This is a genomic window from Streptomyces sp. CB02058, from assembly GCF_001905505.1.
Taxonomy (GTDB): Bacteria; Actinomycetota; Actinomycetes; order Streptomycetales; family Streptomycetaceae; genus Streptomyces.
Genome location: NZ_LIPG01000011.1, coordinates 62,421 through 77,620, shown reverse-complemented (window position 1 = coordinate 77,620; position 15,200 = coordinate 62,421). Strand labels below are relative to the sequence as shown.

The following is a 15,200-nucleotide window of genomic DNA, read 5'->3' as shown; positions in this document are numbered from 1 at the left end:
CTCTGCTGCCTCGGTCAGGCGGCCTTCACCACCCGGTCGCTCTTCAGCGGCCGGTGAGGGGCGATGATCTGCCCGTCCGGGAGCAGCTCGCCGGTGTCCTCGAAGAGCAGGACGCCGTTGCACAGCAGGCTCCATCCCTGTTCCGGGTGGTGGGCCATCAGGCGTGCGGCCTCCCGGTCGTTGGAGTCGGCGGTCGGGCAGGGTGGCTGGTGCTGGCACATGGAGGGGTTCTTTCGCTGCGTCGATTCGAGTGTCCTGCGGCTGGACGATGTGTTCATGGCCGCCCCCGTATCAGTCGGTCCGGTCCCAGTGTTGCCCCACGGGCGTCATTCCGCAGGGATTTCGCTGCAGCTGCTGTTCTCCTCCCATGACGCATCACCCGGCCGGACGGTTCGATCCAACTGGACTGTCCGTTCGGATGGTTCGGGGTGACCTGACCGGACTAGTCCGCACGGGAAGCCGACGCGCCCCCGCCGGGAGTCCCGGCGGGGGCGCGTGATGACGCGGGGTCAGGCAGGCGACCCGAGAAGGCCGGGGACCTCGGGCAGATCCGGCAGGGGCGCTGGGGTGACACGCAGTGTCATGACCGGGAGCAGCTCGGCGACATGATGCGGCCGGTAGGCCGTGATGCCCGGCGGGGCGGGCGCCAGGGGCACCAGCACATCGGTCGGCGCGAGCACACCGCCGCCGGCGTCGGCCCCGGTGTCGTGGTGCAGCCAGAGGGTGAGCATGTACAGCTCGGGCACCGAGAGCAGGCGCGGCTGGTAGTGCGCCGACGACGACTCCGCCTGACGCACGGCCAGTTCGGTCGAGAGGAGGTACGGGCCCTCGAAGAAGTGCGAGAACGTCCAGCCGTCGGCGGTGAGCATGGTGTCCGCGGCGGCGACGGCGCGCTCGCCGTCACGGATCAGGAAGCGCCAGCCGGCCAGGCGGGTGCGCGGAGCGGCCTCGTTCGGCACGATCCGGTCCAGCACATGGACGGGAAGCGGGAGTTCGGGGCTCAGAGATCCCTGGACGGACCTGAGAGCGGGCGTATGGGCCTCGCGCACTGCGGTGGGAGAACCGAGTGCCGCGAGAACGCTGCGCAGTGCGGGCGCGGGGGCCGGGGAAACATGCAGCGGCATAGTGGGTCGCCTCTCACTTCGGAGACACGGTGATGCGTGGGCGGGTGCAGACGGCGCTGTCGGCGTGCGGGGCCAGAGGAAGGCCGGTGACGGGCGGACGGGCCGGTGCGTCAACTCTCTGCCTCGTGCGCAGAGTTTATACGACAAATGTTCACACGATGTTTCGGCTACCTGACCCGCATATTGCGCGCAAGGGGCATCTGAGCCTTTGAATTGCGGGGTTTCTGTGGATTCGGGCCGCTCCGGACCCCTGCCGCCAGGTATTTTCCCTATGCGGCGGTAGGCTGAAACACGTCGGTGTTTCTACCACGCAACTCGGCCGCGTGAACTGCATATGCCTCATGCCTTCGGAATGTGCCTCCGGCGTCGGCCACCAGACTAGTGGCTGTCCGGAGGGCGCGCAGGCGTTACGGATCATCTCGTCGGGGCATTATCGATCGTGATACGAGCGGCCTGTGCCGCGGGCCGCCCACTCGAGGAGGGACCCTTCGATGGGCGAGAAGGTCGTGGCGGGCGCCTTTGCCCCGTCCGATCGGCAGGCGTACCGCGAGAAGCTCACCCGGTGCCTGACCGGGCTGGAGAGGCTCCTGTCGGAGCGGAGGTTCGATCGGCCCAGGAATCTCATGGGGCTGGAGATCGAGCTGAATCTCGCGGGTTCGGACGGCATGCCGAGGATGCGGAATGCTGAGGTGCTCCAGCGCATCGCCAGCCGGGATTTCCAGACGGAACTGGGGATGTTCAATCTGGAAGTAAACATTCTTCCCCACCGGCTGAGCGGCCGGGTTTTCGATCAGCTCGCCGAGGAGTTGCGCACCGGACTCGCATATGCCCATCGCAAGGCCGCGGAGGTCGACGCGGGGATCGTGATGATCGGCATCCTGCCGACCCTGGGACGTGATGACCTGGTCTCGGCGAACCTCTCCGACGTGGACCGTTACACGCTTCTCAACGATCAAATGGCGGCGGCCCGCGGTGAGGAATTCATCCTTGATATCGAAGGCGTGGAGCGATTGGTCTCCACCTCTTCCTCGATCGCCCCGGAATCGGCCTGCACCTCCGTGCAGTTGCATCTCCAGGTGACCCCGGACCGCTTCTCCGACGTCTGGAACGCCGCCCAGGCCATCGCGTCCGTACAGATCGCCCTCGGCGCCAACTCTCCCTTCCTGTTCGGCAAGGAGCTCTGGCGGGAGTCGAGGCCGCCGCTGTTCCAGCAGGCCACGGACGTACGGCCGCCCGAACTCAGGAATCAGGGGGTGCGCCCGAGGACCTGGTTCGGGGAGCGCTGGATCGGATCGGCGTACGAGCTCTTCGAGGAGAATCTGCGCTACTACCCGCCGCTGCTGCCGATCTGCGACGACGAGGATCCGCTGCACGTTCTCGACGAGGGCGGGGTGCCGGCCCTCGCCGAGCTCGTCCTGCACAACGGCACGGTCTACCGCTGGAACCGCCCGGTCTACGGGCTGGCCGACGGCGTGCCCCATCTGAGGGTGGAGAACCGGGTCCTGCCCGCCGGTCCCACGGTCGTCGACGTGATCGCCAACGCCGCCTTCTACTACGGGCTCGTGCGCGCGCTCGCCGACGAGTCCCGGCCCGTGTGGAGCAGGCTGCCCTTCGAGGCGGCTGCCGAGAACTTCGACGCCGCCTGCCGCCACGGCATCGAGGCGGAGCTGCTCTGGCCGCGTCCCGGCCGCTCCGGAGGCGTGGCCAAGGTGCCCGCCGTCAAGCTCGTACGGGACGAACTGCTGCCGCTCGCCGCCGCGGGGCTCGACGCCTGGAACATCGAGCCCTCGGACCGGGACCGCTACCTCGGCGTGATCGAGGAACGCTGCCGGCTCGGGGTGAACGGAGCCTCCTGGCAGGTCGACACCTACCACCGGGCGCTGGACGCGGGCCTCGAACGCGAGGGGGCCCTGGCGGCGACCACCCGGCGCTACGGGGAGCTGATGCAGGCGGGCGAGCCGGTGCACACCTGGCCGGTCGGCTTCCCCGCCCCCTGAGGGAGGAGCCTCCCGGTGTCCCGCCTCCGCGACACCTTCGGGCAAGCTATGACGCGTAGTCGACGGAAGGTGCACAGGTGGAGGCGGGGCGCGTGGCTGAATCCATTCCTCACGAGGGGGTGTCCCGGCGGACCCTGAGCTCGGAGACGCTGCTCGTGCTGGCTCTCTCGCTCGGGGCCAGCGCGGTGTCCGCCCTGATCAGCTTCATCGGGTCGTTGACGAAACCAGGTGGCCTCAAGGACCAGGCCGCGACGCTGAACGGCTCGTACGCCCCGGGCCGGCCATGGCTCGACCTGTCCTGGCAGCTCTTCGGCATCGCCACGGCGCTGGTGCCCGTCGCCCTGGTGGCCCACCTGCTCATGCGGGAGCGCGCGAGTCTGCGGACCCTCGGCCTCGACCGCACCAGGCCCTGGCAGGACCTCGGCCGGGGCACTCTGGTCGCGGCGGGGATCGGCAGCGCCGGGCTGGCGTTCTACCTGGTGGCGCGGGCCACCGGATTCAACCTCACGGTGGTGCCGGAGTCGCTGCCCGAGGTGTGGTGGAAGTTCCCCGTACTGATCCTCTCCGCGCTCCAGAACTCCCTCGTCGAGGAAGTCATCGTCGTCGGCTATCTGCTGCGGCGGCTGGGGCAGTTGGGATGGACGCCGATGGCCGCGCTGGTGGCGAGTTCCGTACTGCGCGGCTCGTACCACCTCTACCAGGGGATCGGCGGCTTCATCGGGAACATGGTCATGGGCGTGGTCTTCGTGCTGCTGTACCGGCGCTGGGGGCGGGTCGGGCCGCTTGTCGTCGCCCACGCCCTGCTCGACATCGGGGCGTTCGTCGGTTACGCCCTGCTCGCGGGCAAGGTGGACTGGCTGCCGACCCCGTGAGCAGGGCCGCCCCGCCCGCCGGGCTCAGAGTCCCGCGAGCAGGTCGCCGTCGATGACCGTGACCGCGCTGCCGGTCAGCAGGGTGCGCTCGCCCCGCAGCGAGGTGCGGACCAGACCCGAGCGGGCCGAGGCCTGGAGGCCCGTGAGGTCGCCACGGCCGAACCTGGCCGACCAGAAGGGCGCCAGAGCGGTGTGGGCGCTGCCCGTCACCGGGTCCTCGTCGATGCCCACCCGGGGGAAGAAGCCCCGCGAGACGAAGTCGTAGCCGCTCGTGGGGTCCTCGGCCGCCGCCGTGGCGATGACGCCCCGTCGGGAACAGGCGACGAGCGCGCGGAAGTCCGGCCGGAGAGCGCGTACGGCCGCCTCGTCGGCCAGTTCCACCAGGAGGTCGCCGACCTGCTCGCCCGTGTCATGGACGGAGAGCGGCGACGCGCCGAGCGCCTCGGCCAGTCCGGCCGGGGCCGGCACCGGTGTCAGAGGCGCCGTCGGGAAGTCCAGCGTCAGGGTGCCGTCCTCGTGTGCCGTGGAGCGCAGGACGCCGGACCGGGTCGCGAAGCGCACCGTGCCGCTCGCGGCTCCCGTGGTGTGCAGGACGTGAGCGGTGGCGAGTGTCGCGTGCCCGCACATGTCGACCTCGGTCGTGGGGGTGAACCAGCGCAGCGCCCAGTCGGCGTCGCCGCCCGGCGGCAGCGGGTGGGCGAAGGCGGTCTCGGAGAGATTGACCTCGGAGGCGATGATCTGGAGGCGGTCGGCCCCGGGGAAGGTCCCGGAGTCCAGGATCACGACTCCGGCGGGATTGCCGGCGAAGGGGCGGCCGGTGAACGCGTCGACGATGCGGATCTTCATGGAGCAGACGGTAGGCGGACGCAATCGCGCGGTCCAAGGCCAATCGCGGATGCGCGGCTCGTACCGTCGGCGGGTCGGCCCACGCCACGGAGGTGACCCCCTTCGGCCGGCGCCGTTGGCGCGCGTTCCGCGATCGCCCTTCCGCCGCCGTCGGCTCCTAGGGTGGGCGAGGCCGGTGCGGACAGCCGCTCGCCCGAGCCGATGCCCCGTTCCGCGACGCGATGGGAGACTCCGATGGGCTCGTTCGATGTGCTGCTGGACGACGAACGCAGGCAGTTCGACGCGTTCGTGAAGGACGGTCGGAGTGCCGTCGAGGCAACCCTCGACGGCCTCACCGAGGAACAGGTCCGCCGACGGCTCGTACCCTCGGCAACCACGTTGCTCGGCCTGCTCAAGCACGTCACGTGGATGCAGCGGGTCTGGTTCGAGGAGTGCGTCGGCGGCACGTCCCGTCGGGAGCTGGGATTGGTGCAGAGCCCGGACGAATCCTTCAGGCTCTCCGACGACGACACCGTCGCCTCCGTCCGGGCGGCCCATCAGGAGGCCTGCGCGACGGCCGCGGCGATCGTCTCGGGTCTGTCGTTGGACACCGTCGTGACCGGCCACCGCACCGGACCGCGTACGCTGCGCTGGGTGTATCTGCAAGTCCTGCGCGAGCTGGCCCACCACTGCGGGCACGCCGACATCCTGCGCGAGCAGCTGCTCGCCACCGACCGGGTTCCGGGGCCGGACCCGACGGCGTGACTCATGACTTCCGGGCACCGGCGTGAGTTCGACGCCGGAGCCCCGCTGTTCCGGCGCGGCCGTCAGACCTGTCCAGCCGATCATGGCGGCCGGACCGCCCGCCGGACGGGAGCCATGGCCGTGAACCAGCCGACGCGGAGACATGGGGGGTAGGGGCATCATGGTCGCGTTCCACGCGTCCGCACTGGACGGAGTCGCCCGCAATCCGTCGCTGCCGACACCGCTGCTGCTGTGCCTGCTCGCCTTCGACGGGGGTGGTGACGGTCGTCCGCGCCGACGCCGAGAGGTGCCTCGCCGAGCGGACGCACCTGGCGGCACTCGCCGAGAACCCGTCGCTGCCCGCCGATCTCGTGGAGCGGCTCGCCGCCGACCCCGACGAGGACGTACGGCTCGCCATCTCGCTCAGGCCGGAGCTGGACGAGACGCGGCGCATGGAGATCGACTTCACGGCCGGGGACTTCGACCGGGGGGATACCGTGCAGTAGGTACGAGACGGGCTGAGCGACCCCGAGGTGCTGCGCCGCGCCGCGGTCTCCGCCCACCCGCTGCTCCAGCGCGCCGCCGCCCGGAGTCCCCACCTGCCGTCCGGTCTGCTGCTCCTGCTCGCGCGCGTCGAGGATCCGGTGGTGGATAACCGCCTGGGCATTCACCACCCCGACACCCCGGAGGAGGTTCTGATGCGGGTGTACGCGAGGCTCGGCGGGACGTTCTCCGCCTGGATGGCGGAGACGCACCCGCGCTTTCCCCGCGAGGGCCTCGCCGCCCGCTACGCGGACCACCCGGACGGGAACTACCGCCGACTGGCCGTCCGGGATCCGGCCGCCGCGCCCGCGCTGATCGAACGGCTGAGCCATGACCCCGCGGTCTGGACGCGTCAGGCAGCGGCCGGTGATCCGCGCCTCCCGCTCCACCGGCTCCGCGAGGCCCTCCACGAACCCGAACTGGCCTCCAGCGCGGGCGCCAACCCGGCGCTCCCCGAAGACGAGATGGCCGCCGTCCTGAACCGGGCCGGCGTTCCCGCCTGACCGCCGAGTGACGCGGCCAGGCCCCGCCCCGCTTCCCTTTGTGAGGCCGATCGCGGGCGTCAGGGCCGAACAGCTGAGTGACGTTGCCCCTTCGGCTACAACCGGTCCGGCTGTTCTGGCTGTTCGGCCTGTCCGGCCTGTTCGGCGGGGAAGAGGATGGGGCTGAGGAGGTAGCGGGTGCGGTCCCGCGAGGGTTCGTTGGCGAGGAGGGGCGCGATGGCGGCCTGCATCGCTCCGATCAGCTCTGCGAGCTCGTCCTTGCTGAGCCAGATCGCGTGCTGGCGGTAGCCGACGAGGTCGTCCACGGGATCACTGCCGTCGCGCTCCAGATAGGCGCCGAACTCGGCGACCAGGGCGGCCATCGCGGCAGCGAACGCCCGCTCGTGGTGCTGTGGGGTGAGCGCACGCATGGCTTCCGCGTCGATGCCCGGGTGCTCCTGCCTCAGCCGGTAACTGCGTTCGACGGCACCCCGCACCCGCCGTTCGTCGGCGACGTCGAGGATGCCGCCTGCGGCGAGAAGGTCGACGTGCCGGTAGACGGTGGCCTTGGAGGCATCCGGGATGAGAGCGCACAACTGGCCGGTGGTCAGGGCCCGCCCGCCGCGCAGGGCGTGGACCACGCGGAGGCGGACAGGGTGCGCCAGGAGTTCCAAGGTGTCCATGACCAAACATTCTCACGCATGCTACCTTTATCAAAATTGAGAAAGGTGAAGCGATGCAAGCTGCTGAGCAGACCGCCGTGCTGGTGGTCGAGTGGGCATGCGACGGCCGCTTCGGGGAGATCGTCGCGCGGTTCAGCCCGCCGTTGAGTGCTGCGGTGACCGTCGAGGCACTCCAGGCGGCCTGGCTCGCCGAGACCGCGCGGACCGGTCCGGTCACGGACCTCGGCGAACCGTCGAGCGAGCCTTTGCGCCCGGACCTGACCCGTGTCGGCGTGCCCGTGGTCTGCGAGCGGGGACAGTTCACCGCCGTCATGTCGGTCGACTCCGTCGGCCTGCTGAACGGGCTGCGCCTCGCGCCTCCTGCCGGCGAACCATGGACGCCGCCCCGCTACTCGGATCCGGACGCCTTCGAGGAGCACGAGGTCACGGTCGGGGCCGGCCCTCTCGCCGTGGCCGGCACGGTCACCGTTCCGCGCGGCGACGGCCCATGGCCCGGAGTCGTGCTTCTCAGCGGCGGTGGCCCCTTCGACCGGGACGCGACCAGCGGCCCCAACAAGCCCCTCAAGGACCTCGCCTGGGGGCTGGCATGCCGCGGCGTGGCGGTGCTGCGCCACGACAAGGTGACCTTCACGCACGCGGCGCAGGTGGCTGCCGCGGACGACTTCACGATGACGCAGGAGTACGTCCCCCACGCCGTCGCCGCAGTGCGTCTGCTCCAGAACGAGCCGTGCGTCGATTCCAGCCGGGTGTTCGTCGCCGGGCACAGCATGGGCGGCAAGGCCGCCCCGCGGGTCGCCGAGGCCGAGCCGTCCGTCGCGGGTGCCGTGATCCTGGCGGGTGACGCCGAGCCCATGCACCGGGCGGCCGTCCGGGTCGTGGGCCACCTTGCCGCCCTCGACCCCGGTCCGCGCTCCGAGGCGCTCCTCGCGGAGATCACCCGTCAGGCAGTGACCGTCGAGGCCGCCCTGTCACCCCGTACGCCCCGGGAGGACCTGCCTTTCGGCCTTTCCGCCTCGTACTGGCTGGACCTGCGCTCCTACGACCCCGTTGCCACCGCCGCCCGCCTGGACAAGCCCCTGCTGATCCTCCAGGGAGGCCGCGACTACCAGGTGACCGTCGAGCACGACCTGTCCCTCTGGAGGGAGGGGCTGACCGGGCATCCGGACGTCACCATCCGGATCCACGAAGCCGATGACCACCTCTTCTTCCCGGGCACGGGACCTTCGACGCCCGCCGGGTACCTGGCGCCGCAGCACGTCGACGCGGCGGTCGTCACGGACATCGCCGCGTGGCTGGACCGTCGGCTCTGACGCGGGTGTCCGCCGTGCGGTGGAAGGCCGAGTGCCTGGCGGGGCGCGGGTGGCCGGTTCGGGAGGCGCCGGGGGTGATCCGTGCCGGCCACGGGATCGTGGCAGGGGCGGGTGGCGGCTCATCCGCGTGCTCATCGACCACTGGCAGCGCCTCGCTGGTGGTCGTCAGGGTCTCGTGATCACCGGATCGTGTGACAGCCTTCGAGATCGGTGCGGGCGGCGGCCACTCAGGTGCCGGGGTGCTGCGGCAGGGCGAGCCAGTCCGACCAGGAGATCTCGCGGCCGAGGAAGCGCGGCTGCTCGAACGGCCAGTCGACGGCGATCCACCGCGGCACCAGCGCGTCGAGGGCCTGCTCGACCTCGCCGCCCACCAGCTCGTCCACCACCCACCAGGAGATCTCGCCGTCCGCGCCGGCCCTCTCCGGCGGGTCGATGTAGACACAGCCGAGCAGAACCGTCTCCGCCGCGTCGAACAGCGCGTAGTTGAAGGACTGGTGCGCGGCGATCTCCTTCTCGTGCCGCGAGAGGTCGGCCCGGTCGGCCTCGTAGGTCATGGTCTCCGCGGGCCAGCCCCAGGCCGGGCCGAAGATGGTCCACAGCCGCTCGCGCGACCCCATCACGGCCGGATAGTCGAGCGGGGTGTCCGCCTCCCGGATCGGCCGCAGATGATGACCGCCGCCCGGCAGCGGTACCAGGACGGGGTGGACGAAGTCATCGGGAAGCCAGCTCATGGTGCCCGACCGTAGCAGCGCGGCCGTCCGCCCCCTCGGAATTCCCCGCACGCCGGCAGGCTCTGCTGTCATGCCGACGGGCCCGCGACCACGGGATCGAGACCCCTGTTCGGTCGACGGACTTGATGATCGGCAGGGCGACGGCTGCTCGGTCGGGCTGCCGCTGCACTCCTCCCGCCCTTCACTGCCCGTGCCGGGTCTTGCCTTGCGATAGTTTCCGATATATCGTTGAGGCATCGCGACAGATCAACGACAAGTGTCGCGTCACCACGATGACGAAAGGAGCGCAGTCATGCGTTCACATGGACACGATCACGGGTACGGCCCTGGGCGCCGAGGCGCCGGCAGGGGAGACTTCGACGGCGGCCGGGCCGCGTTCGGGCCGTTCGGCCCGCCCTTCGGTGGCGGACCCTTCGGTGGCGGCGGAGGCCGCGGCCGGGGAGGCGGAAGGGGAAGGGCCAGGCGCGGTGACGTACGTGCCTCCATCCTCGCGCTGCTCAAGGACCGCTCGATGCACGGTTACGAGATGATCCAGGAGATCGGCGAGCGCAGCGGAGGGGCCTGGCGGCCCAGCCCCGGCTCGGTGTATCCCACGCTCCAGCTGCTGGAGGACGAGGGTCTGATCGTCAGCGTCAGCGAGGGCGGCAAGAAGCTGTTCACGCTGACCGACGCGGGGCGTACGGAGGCCGAGTCCGGCGCCGAGGCGCCGTGGGAGGAAGCCGGTCGCGGTGTCGACTGGGAGGGTATGAACGAGATCCGGCAGGCCGGGTTCGGTCTGATGGAGGCGTTCGGCCAGGTCTGGAAGACCGGTTCGGCCGACCAGCGGCAGAAGGCCCTCACGGTCATCAACGACGCCCGCAAGAAGCTGTATCTGATCCTCGCCGACGAGCACTGAGCCGTGCGGCTCGCCGAGTGCTGGTGAAGGGCCCCGGTCGACCTCGACCCGGGGCCCTTCACGCTTTCCGTGTGCGCGCGACGCAGGGTGCGCCACCGCCTTCCCCTCGGGGGAGATCTCATCCGGAAGGATGAGGGGGCGTTCTGTTGTGCCCGCCTTCCGCGGGATGCCGGATGCGCCGTAGCGGGGATGTTTTCGCTCCCCGGGGCTGATGGGGTGGAGATGTGCAATTCCGGACGTCGGGGATCCCCGAACAGGCCCCATCCAACCCGCCGTGGGCCGGTGTCGGGCTGAGTGACGCCATGACGGCGGTGGCTGGCGGCGCGCGGCGGCGGGCCGTGCGCGACGGTGACCGCCATGTCGACACCGCCCATCTGCTGCATTCCCTCGTCGAGTCGGACCCCGAGGTCCGGGAGGTCTTCGACGGCGGGCCGCAGCTCGCCAAGGTGCTCGGCTATCTCGTGCAGCGCAGCATCGGATACGGCCTCCGCTGGCAGGGCACCCAGGAGGATTCGGGTGAGTTCCCCGCCGTACGTGAACCCGGTGGCGAGGGGTGGTCGCCCTCGGCCGCGGCGGCGCTGGAGCGCGCGGTCCGGGGTGCGGTCCTGCGTGGGCGGGTCCATGCCGACGGCCTCGATCTGCTCGTGGCGCTGGTGGCGGATCGCCGATCCCGGGCGGTGGAGGTGCTGGAGCGCGCGGGTGTGGTGACCGAGCGGCTGGCCGTCCGTGCGGCGGACCGGCTCGCGACGGGCAGCCCGTTGCAGTGATCATGAACACGCCCTGGACAGGTGTGACGGGGGTGACGCTGCTGACGCCTGCTGCCATGATGTGCCGATGCACGTGTCTCAGGGGAGAAGTGCCGGTCTGGGCCTGGCCCTTGTCTCGGCCTTCGCGTTCGGTGGTTCAGGGGTCGCGGCCAAGCCGTTGATCGAGGCGGGGCTCGACCCCCTCCATGTGGTGTGGCTGCGCGTGGCGGGCGCCGCTCTCGTCATGCTTCCGGTCGCCTGGAAGCACCGGAATCTCGTCCGGGAACGGCCCGTCCTGCTGGCCGGCTTCGGGCTGTTCGCCGTGGCAGGCGTCCAGGCCTTCTACTTCGCATCGATCTCGCGCATCCCGGTGGGTGTCGCCCTGCTCATCGAATACCTCGCGCCCGCGCTCGTCCTCCTCTGGGTCCGCTTCGTGCAGCGGCGGCCCGTCACCCGCGCCGCCGCCGCAGGGGTGGTGCTCGCGGTCGGCGGACTCGCCTGTGTCGTCGAGGTGTGGGCCGGGCTGAGCTTCGACGTGGTCGGGCTGCTGCTCGCCCTGGGTGCCGCGTGCTGCCAGGTCGGCTACTTCGTCCTGTCGGACCAGGGTGCCGGGCACGGGGACGGTCCGGACGCCGAACCGCCGCACCCCGTCGGCGTGATCGCGTACGGACTGCTGGTGGGTGCCGCCGTGCTCACCGTCGTCGCGAGGCCGTGGGGTATGGACTGGGCGGTGCTCGGCGGACACGCGGACATGGACGGGGACAGTGTCCCCGCGTGGCTGCTGCTCGGCTGGATCGTGCTGCTCGCGACCGTGCTCGCCTATGCCACCGGGGTCGTCTCGGTGCGGCTGCTCTCGCCGCAGGTCGCGGGGGTCGTCGCCTGCCTGGAGGCGGTCATCGCGACCGTGCTCGCCTGGGTGCTGCTGGGTGAGCACCTCTCCGCGCCGCAGCTCGTGGGCGGTGGAGTGGTGCTGATCGGTGCCTTCATCGCGCAGTCCTCCGCGCCCAGACCGCCGTCGGGACCCGTGGCATCGGGTCCGGGCGTGCTCGCGGCCGAGGTGCCGGGAGCCCACGCGCCGGCCGGCGGTGAGCTCTCCTCGCGTCCGCCCTCGCCGTAGGGGCGAGGGCCCGCCGGGCCGGTCGGCGCGCGGCGGACCGCGGGCGGCCGGGTGTCAGAGGGTGCCGAGGTAGTCCGGCACCGGCACCGCCGGGTCCAGGTCGGCGGACGGCACCGGCGCGCCGTAACTCCGCGCGAGCGGAACCACGCCCGCCCAGTACGGCAGTGCGAGGTCCTCGGGGGCGTCGTTCGGGCCGCCCGTGCGAATCTTGGCGGATACCTCGTCGAGGTCCAGGCGGATCACCGCGGTCGCCGCCAGTTCCTTCGCGTCGGCGGGCCGTGAGTCCTGCGACCTGCCCGGCACCACCTGGTCGACGATGGCGTCGAGTGCGATGCGCCGCTCCTCGGGGTCCGTCACCGTACGGGCGATGCCGTGGACCACCACCGAGCGGTAGTTCATCGAGTGGTGGAAGGCGGAACGGGCCAGCACGAGGCCGTCGACATGGGTCACCGTGAGGCAGACGGCGAGCCCGGGATCGGCCGCGCCCGTCGCGCGCAAGGGGCGCGATCCCGTGGAGCCGTGGATGTACAGCCGCTCACCGACCCGGCCGAAGAGGGTCGGCAGGACGACGGGTGCGCCGTCGCGGACGAAGCCGAGGTGGCACAGGTAGGCCTCGTCGAGTATCGAGTGGACCGTCTCCTTGTCGTACGAGGCGCGCTCCCTGGAGCGGGTCGGGACCGTGCGCTCCGTCGGCGCGTAGGCGGCTGCCCCCGGGAGGCCGGTGCTGTCGGGCGTGGCGGTGTCCGGCATTGCGTACTCCATTGCACTAGTGCATAATCATGTTTGTGCTAGGAGAGTATCGGATCAGCGGGCGGCGCGCATCGGACATTGCCGCGAGTGTGGAGCGCGGGGTCGCGTCGGGAGACCTCCCGCCCGGTCATGTGCTGCCGCCCATGCGGGAGTTGGCGACTCTGCTCGGCGTCAATCCGAACACGGTGGCTGCCGCGTACCGCACGCTGAGGGAGCGCGGAGTGATCGAGACGGCGGGCCGGCGGGGGAGCAGGGTGCGCCCGCGCCCCGCGAGCACGTCGCGCGGCTCCCTCAGGGTCGAGGCACCGCCCGGTGTGCGGGATCTCGGCGACGGCAACCCCGATCCCGCCCTGCTGCCCGGCCTCACCGATGCGCTGGCCGAGGCGGCCGGGGCCTATGCCCGGGGGCCGCGGCTCTACGGCGAAGCGGCGGTGGTTCCCCGGCTCGCGGAGCTCGCACGGGCCGGGCTGGACGCCGACGGTGTCCCCGCGGGGCCGGTCGCGGCCGCTTCCGGATCGCTCGACGCGATCGAGCGCGTCCTCACGGCGCACCTCAAGCCCGGTGACGCGGTGGCGATCGAGGACCCGGGGTGGGGCGCCCTGCTGGACCTCGTCCCGGCGCTCGGCATGCGCGCCGTCCCGGTGGCGCTGGACGAGGAGGGGCCGCTGCCCGGGGAAGTGGCGCGAGCCCTGGACGCGGGGGCCAGAGCGCTCGTGGTCACCTGCCGCGCGCAGAATCCGACCGGCGCGACGGTGGGGAGGCGGAGGGCGGAGGAGCTTCGCGCGGTCCTCTCCCGGCACCCCGGAGTGCTTCTGATCGAGGACGACCACGGCCACGCCATCGTCGACCTCCCGGTGCACCCCCTCGCCGGGGGCACGGAGCACTGGGCTTTCGTGCGCTCCGTCTCCAAGGCGTACGGCCCCGATCTGCGCCTCGCCGTGCTCACCGGGGACGCGCTGACCGTGGACCGGGTGACGGGGCGTCAGCGTCTCGGGCCCGGCTGGGTCAGCGGACTGCTCCAGTGCGCCGTGGCACATCTGTGGGCCTCGGGCGCCGTCGACACGGCACGGGTCGCCCGGTCGTACGGGGAGCGGAGGGATGCCCTCGTGGGCGCGCTCGCGGAGCGGGGCGTCGAGGCGTACGGGCGGACCGGGATGAATGTGTGGGTGCCCGTGAGCGACGAGACCGGGGCGGTGGCCAGGATGCTGCACTCGGGCTGGGCGGTGGCCCCGGGAGCGCGGTTCCGGATGGCGTCGCCGCAGGGGGTGCGGCTGACCGTGTCGTCGCTCACCGCCGCGGACATCGAGCCGCTCGCGAACGCGGTGGCGGAGGCGGCGCGGCCCGCCACGCCGGTCAGTTACGGCTGAGCGGCCCGGCCGCCGGTGACACGGCGCGAGGCTCCGGCCGGGCCTCGGGCCCGGCTCTGGGTGAGTGCGGCGCCGGCGAGGACCACCAGTGCGCCCACCGGGGTGTTCCAGGCCAACTCCTCCCCGAGCAGGGACACTCCGGCGGCCGTGGCGATGACCGGGATGAAGTAGGTGACCATCTGCGCCGTCGTGGGCCCGACTTCCTCGACGAGGCCGTACTGGAGCAGGACCGCGAGCCCGGTCCCGAGTGCCCCGAGCGCGACCACGGCGAGCGCGGGGAGCAGTGGGAAGTGCTCCGGAACCGACGTGAACACCGGCAGTACCAGGGCCAGTTGCACCGTACCGAGAAAAAGCTGACTGGCCGTTAGCGCCAGGGTGGATGAATCGGAGCCCGCCAGTGTGCGGCGGACGTAGATCCAGCCGACGGGATAGCTGAGCGAGGCGAGCAGGGCCATCGTGGTGCCGGTGACGTCCAGCCCCGAGAATCCCTGCCAGGCGCCGAGCACCGTCAGTACGCCGATGAATCCCAGGCCCAGTCCCGCGACGCGGCGGCGGGTGGGCCGGTCCTCGGAGAGCGCCACCAGGGACAGCGCCATGCCCCACAGCGGCGAGGTCGCGTTGCAGATCCCGGCGAGCGTGGACGGGATGGTGAGCTCGGCGTACGCGAAGAGCGAGAACGGCAGGGCGTTGAGGAGGAACGCGGCGACGAAGAGATGACCCCAGGTGCGGCCCGAGCGCGGCAGTCGCTCGCGGCGCACCGCCATCGCCGCGGCGAGGACGGCCGTCCCGAACAGCAGCCGGCCGAAGGTCACCTGGAACGGGGCGTACCCGTCGGTGCCCACCTTGATCAGCAGGAAGCTGAACCCCCAGATGAGCGACAGGGCCGCGAAGCGGAGCCGCCAGTCCAGGGCGGGTCGCGGTGCGCGGGGTGCGTGCGGGGAGGCGGCCGGGGGCCGCAGGGTTCTCGGTGCTGACGGAGCGCTCATGGGACAACCATGACGAGAGCAATCGCGT

At 71.5% G+C, this 15,200-nt stretch carries 17 protein-coding genes; 10 read left to right on the top strand and 7 right to left on the bottom strand.

Translation table 11 applies throughout. The features are described 5' to 3' along the window. Window positions 1–14 precede the first annotated feature (14 nt). Both AMK10_RS36320 and AMK10_RS36315 read right to left on the bottom strand, forming a co-directional pair. Complete coding sequence (locus AMK10_RS36320) at window positions 15–221, bottom strand: DUF5999 family protein (RefSeq protein WP_073753974.1); 207 nt, start codon at window positions 219–221, stop codon at window positions 15–17. A gap of 288 nt (window positions 222–509) precedes the next feature. Next, complete coding sequence (locus AMK10_RS36315) at window positions 510–1,124, bottom strand: hypothetical protein (protein WP_073753972.1); 615 nt, start codon at window positions 1,122–1,124, stop codon at window positions 510–512. Window positions 1,125–1,615: 491 nt separating this feature from the next. Here AMK10_RS36315 and AMK10_RS36310 point away from each other — a divergent pair, with 491 nt between their 5' ends. Both AMK10_RS36310 and AMK10_RS36305 read left to right on the top strand, forming a co-directional pair. Next, window positions 1,616–3,121 (top strand): glutamate-cysteine ligase family protein, encoded by a 1,506-nt coding sequence (locus AMK10_RS36310; RefSeq protein WP_073753970.1) that lies wholly within the window; start codon window positions 1,616–1,618, stop codon window positions 3,119–3,121. Between the two features lie 92 nt (window positions 3,122–3,213). After that, window positions 3,214–3,993 (top strand): CPBP family intramembrane glutamic endopeptidase, encoded by a 780-nt coding sequence (locus tag AMK10_RS36305; protein WP_073754004.1) that lies wholly within the window; start codon window positions 3,214–3,216, stop codon window positions 3,991–3,993. A 24-nt stretch (window positions 3,994–4,017) separates the two neighbouring features. On the opposite strand, the gene AMK10_RS36300 is transcribed toward AMK10_RS36305, so the two are convergent. Further along, window positions 4,018–4,839, bottom strand: coding sequence for a PhzF family phenazine biosynthesis protein (locus AMK10_RS36300; RefSeq protein ID WP_073753968.1), 822 nt, complete (start codon window positions 4,837–4,839; stop codon window positions 4,018–4,020). A gap of 234 nt (window positions 4,840–5,073) precedes the next feature. Here AMK10_RS36300 and AMK10_RS36295 point away from each other — a divergent pair, with 234 nt between their 5' ends. The 3 genes from AMK10_RS36295 to AMK10_RS36290 all read left to right on the top strand — a co-directional run bounded on the left by AMK10_RS36295 (window position 5,074) and on the right by AMK10_RS36290 (window position 6,608). Further along, window positions 5,074–5,583, top strand: coding sequence for a DinB family protein (locus AMK10_RS36295; RefSeq protein ID WP_073753966.1), 510 nt, complete (start codon window positions 5,074–5,076; stop codon window positions 5,581–5,583). Between the two features lie 257 nt (window positions 5,584–5,840). Next, window positions 5,841–6,068 (top strand): hypothetical protein, encoded by a 228-nt coding sequence (locus AMK10_RS38440; RefSeq protein WP_241839826.1) that lies wholly within the window; start codon window positions 5,841–5,843, stop codon window positions 6,066–6,068. 27 nt (window positions 6,069–6,095) lie between these two features. After that, window positions 6,096–6,608: a hypothetical protein gene (locus AMK10_RS36290; RefSeq protein ID WP_241839825.1), complete on the top strand. Its 513-nt coding sequence runs from the start codon at window positions 6,096–6,098 to the stop codon at window positions 6,606–6,608. Between the two features lie 95 nt (window positions 6,609–6,703). On the opposite strand, the gene AMK10_RS36285 is transcribed toward AMK10_RS36290, so the two are convergent. Continuing rightward, window positions 6,704–7,270, bottom strand: coding sequence for a helix-turn-helix domain-containing protein (locus tag AMK10_RS36285; RefSeq protein ID WP_073753964.1), 567 nt, complete (start codon window positions 7,268–7,270; stop codon window positions 6,704–6,706). Between the two features lie 53 nt (window positions 7,271–7,323). Here AMK10_RS36285 and AMK10_RS36280 point away from each other — a divergent pair, with 53 nt between their 5' ends. Then, complete coding sequence (locus tag AMK10_RS36280) at window positions 7,324–8,580, top strand: alpha/beta hydrolase (RefSeq protein ID WP_073753962.1); 1,257 nt, start codon at window positions 7,324–7,326, stop codon at window positions 8,578–8,580. 227 nt (window positions 8,581–8,807) lie between these two features. Here AMK10_RS36280 and AMK10_RS36275 read toward each other — a convergent pair whose 3' ends face one another. Continuing rightward, the gene (locus tag AMK10_RS36275) at window positions 8,808–9,311 is read right to left on the bottom strand and encodes a GNAT family N-acetyltransferase (protein WP_073753960.1); all 504 of its coding nucleotides are present in this window, start codon (window positions 9,309–9,311) and stop codon (window positions 8,808–8,810) included. A 292-nt stretch (window positions 9,312–9,603) separates the two neighbouring features. Between AMK10_RS36275 and AMK10_RS36270 the strand changes: the two genes are divergently transcribed. The 3 genes from AMK10_RS36270 (at window position 9,604) to AMK10_RS36260 (ending at window position 12,069) form a co-directional block, all read left to right on the top strand. Continuing rightward, window positions 9,604–10,206, top strand: coding sequence for a PadR family transcriptional regulator (locus AMK10_RS36270; RefSeq protein ID WP_073753958.1), 603 nt, complete (start codon window positions 9,604–9,606; stop codon window positions 10,204–10,206). 302 nt (window positions 10,207–10,508) lie between these two features. Further along, entirely contained in the window at window positions 10,509–10,973 is a 465-nt protein-coding gene (locus AMK10_RS36265; RefSeq protein WP_073753956.1) for a Clp protease N-terminal domain-containing protein, read from the top strand. A gap of 67 nt (window positions 10,974–11,040) precedes the next feature. Further along, the gene (locus AMK10_RS36260) at window positions 11,041–12,069 is read left to right on the top strand and encodes an EamA family transporter (protein ID WP_073753954.1); all 1,029 of its coding nucleotides are present in this window, start codon (window positions 11,041–11,043) and stop codon (window positions 12,067–12,069) included. A 54-nt stretch (window positions 12,070–12,123) separates the two neighbouring features. Here the strand turns inward: AMK10_RS36260 and AMK10_RS36255 are convergent, their stop codons facing one another. Further along, the gene (locus AMK10_RS36255; protein ID WP_073753952.1) at window positions 12,124–12,819 is read right to left on the bottom strand and encodes a pyridoxamine 5'-phosphate oxidase family protein; all 696 of its coding nucleotides are present in this window, start codon (window positions 12,817–12,819) and stop codon (window positions 12,124–12,126) included. A gap of 35 nt (window positions 12,820–12,854) precedes the next feature. Here AMK10_RS36255 and AMK10_RS36250 point away from each other — a divergent pair, with 35 nt between their 5' ends. After that, a complete protein-coding gene (locus AMK10_RS36250) occupies window positions 12,855–14,186 on the top strand; it encodes an aminotransferase class I/II-fold pyridoxal phosphate-dependent enzyme (RefSeq protein WP_073753950.1) in 1,332 nt (443 codons plus the stop codon). Here AMK10_RS36250 and AMK10_RS36245 read toward each other — a convergent pair. Next, window positions 14,177–15,172: a DMT family transporter gene (locus tag AMK10_RS36245; RefSeq protein ID WP_198959868.1), complete on the bottom strand. Its 996-nt coding sequence runs from the start codon at window positions 15,170–15,172 to the stop codon at window positions 14,177–14,179. The genes AMK10_RS36250 and AMK10_RS36245 overlap by 10 nt on opposite strands. Window positions 15,173–15,200 lie beyond the last annotated feature (28 nt).

Excerpts from the sequence above, each read along its gene's own strand:
- AMK10_RS36245 (WP_198959868.1), bottom strand. The coding sequence starts at position 15,172 with ATGAGCGCTCCGTCAGCACCGAGAACCCTGCGGCCCCCGGCCGCCTCC.
- AMK10_RS36260 (WP_073753954.1), top strand. The coding sequence starts at position 11,041 with ATGCACGTGTCTCAGGGGAGAAGTGCCGGTCTGGGCCTGGCCCTTGTC.
- AMK10_RS36280 (WP_073753962.1), top strand. The coding sequence starts at position 7,324 with ATGCAAGCTGCTGAGCAGACCGCCGTGCTGGTGGTCGAGTGGGCATGC.
- AMK10_RS36315 (WP_073753972.1), bottom strand. The coding sequence starts at position 1,124 with ATGCCGCTGCATGTTTCCCCGGCCCCCGCGCCCGCACTGCGCAGCGTT.
- AMK10_RS36310 (WP_073753970.1), top strand. The coding sequence starts at position 1,616 with ATGGGCGAGAAGGTCGTGGCGGGCGCCTTTGCCCCGTCCGATCGGCAG.
- AMK10_RS36255 (WP_073753952.1), bottom strand. The coding sequence starts at position 12,819 with ATGCCGGACACCGCCACGCCCGACAGCACCGGCCTCCCGGGGGCAGCC.
- AMK10_RS36270 (WP_073753958.1), top strand. The coding sequence starts at position 9,604 with ATGCGTTCACATGGACACGATCACGGGTACGGCCCTGGGCGCCGAGGC.
- AMK10_RS36275 (WP_073753960.1), bottom strand. The coding sequence starts at position 9,311 with ATGAGCTGGCTTCCCGATGACTTCGTCCACCCCGTCCTGGTACCGCTG.
- AMK10_RS36320 (WP_073753974.1), bottom strand. The coding sequence starts at position 221 with ATGTGCCAGCACCAGCCACCCTGCCCGACCGCCGACTCCAACGACCGG.
- AMK10_RS36265 (WP_073753956.1), top strand. The coding sequence starts at position 10,509 with ATGACGGCGGTGGCTGGCGGCGCGCGGCGGCGGGCCGTGCGCGACGGT.
- AMK10_RS36285 (WP_073753964.1), bottom strand. The coding sequence starts at position 7,270 with ATGGACACCTTGGAACTCCTGGCGCACCCTGTCCGCCTCCGCGTGGTC.
- AMK10_RS36295 (WP_073753966.1), top strand. The coding sequence starts at position 5,074 with ATGGGCTCGTTCGATGTGCTGCTGGACGACGAACGCAGGCAGTTCGAC.
- AMK10_RS36300 (WP_073753968.1), bottom strand. The coding sequence starts at position 4,839 with ATGAAGATCCGCATCGTCGACGCGTTCACCGGCCGCCCCTTCGCCGGC.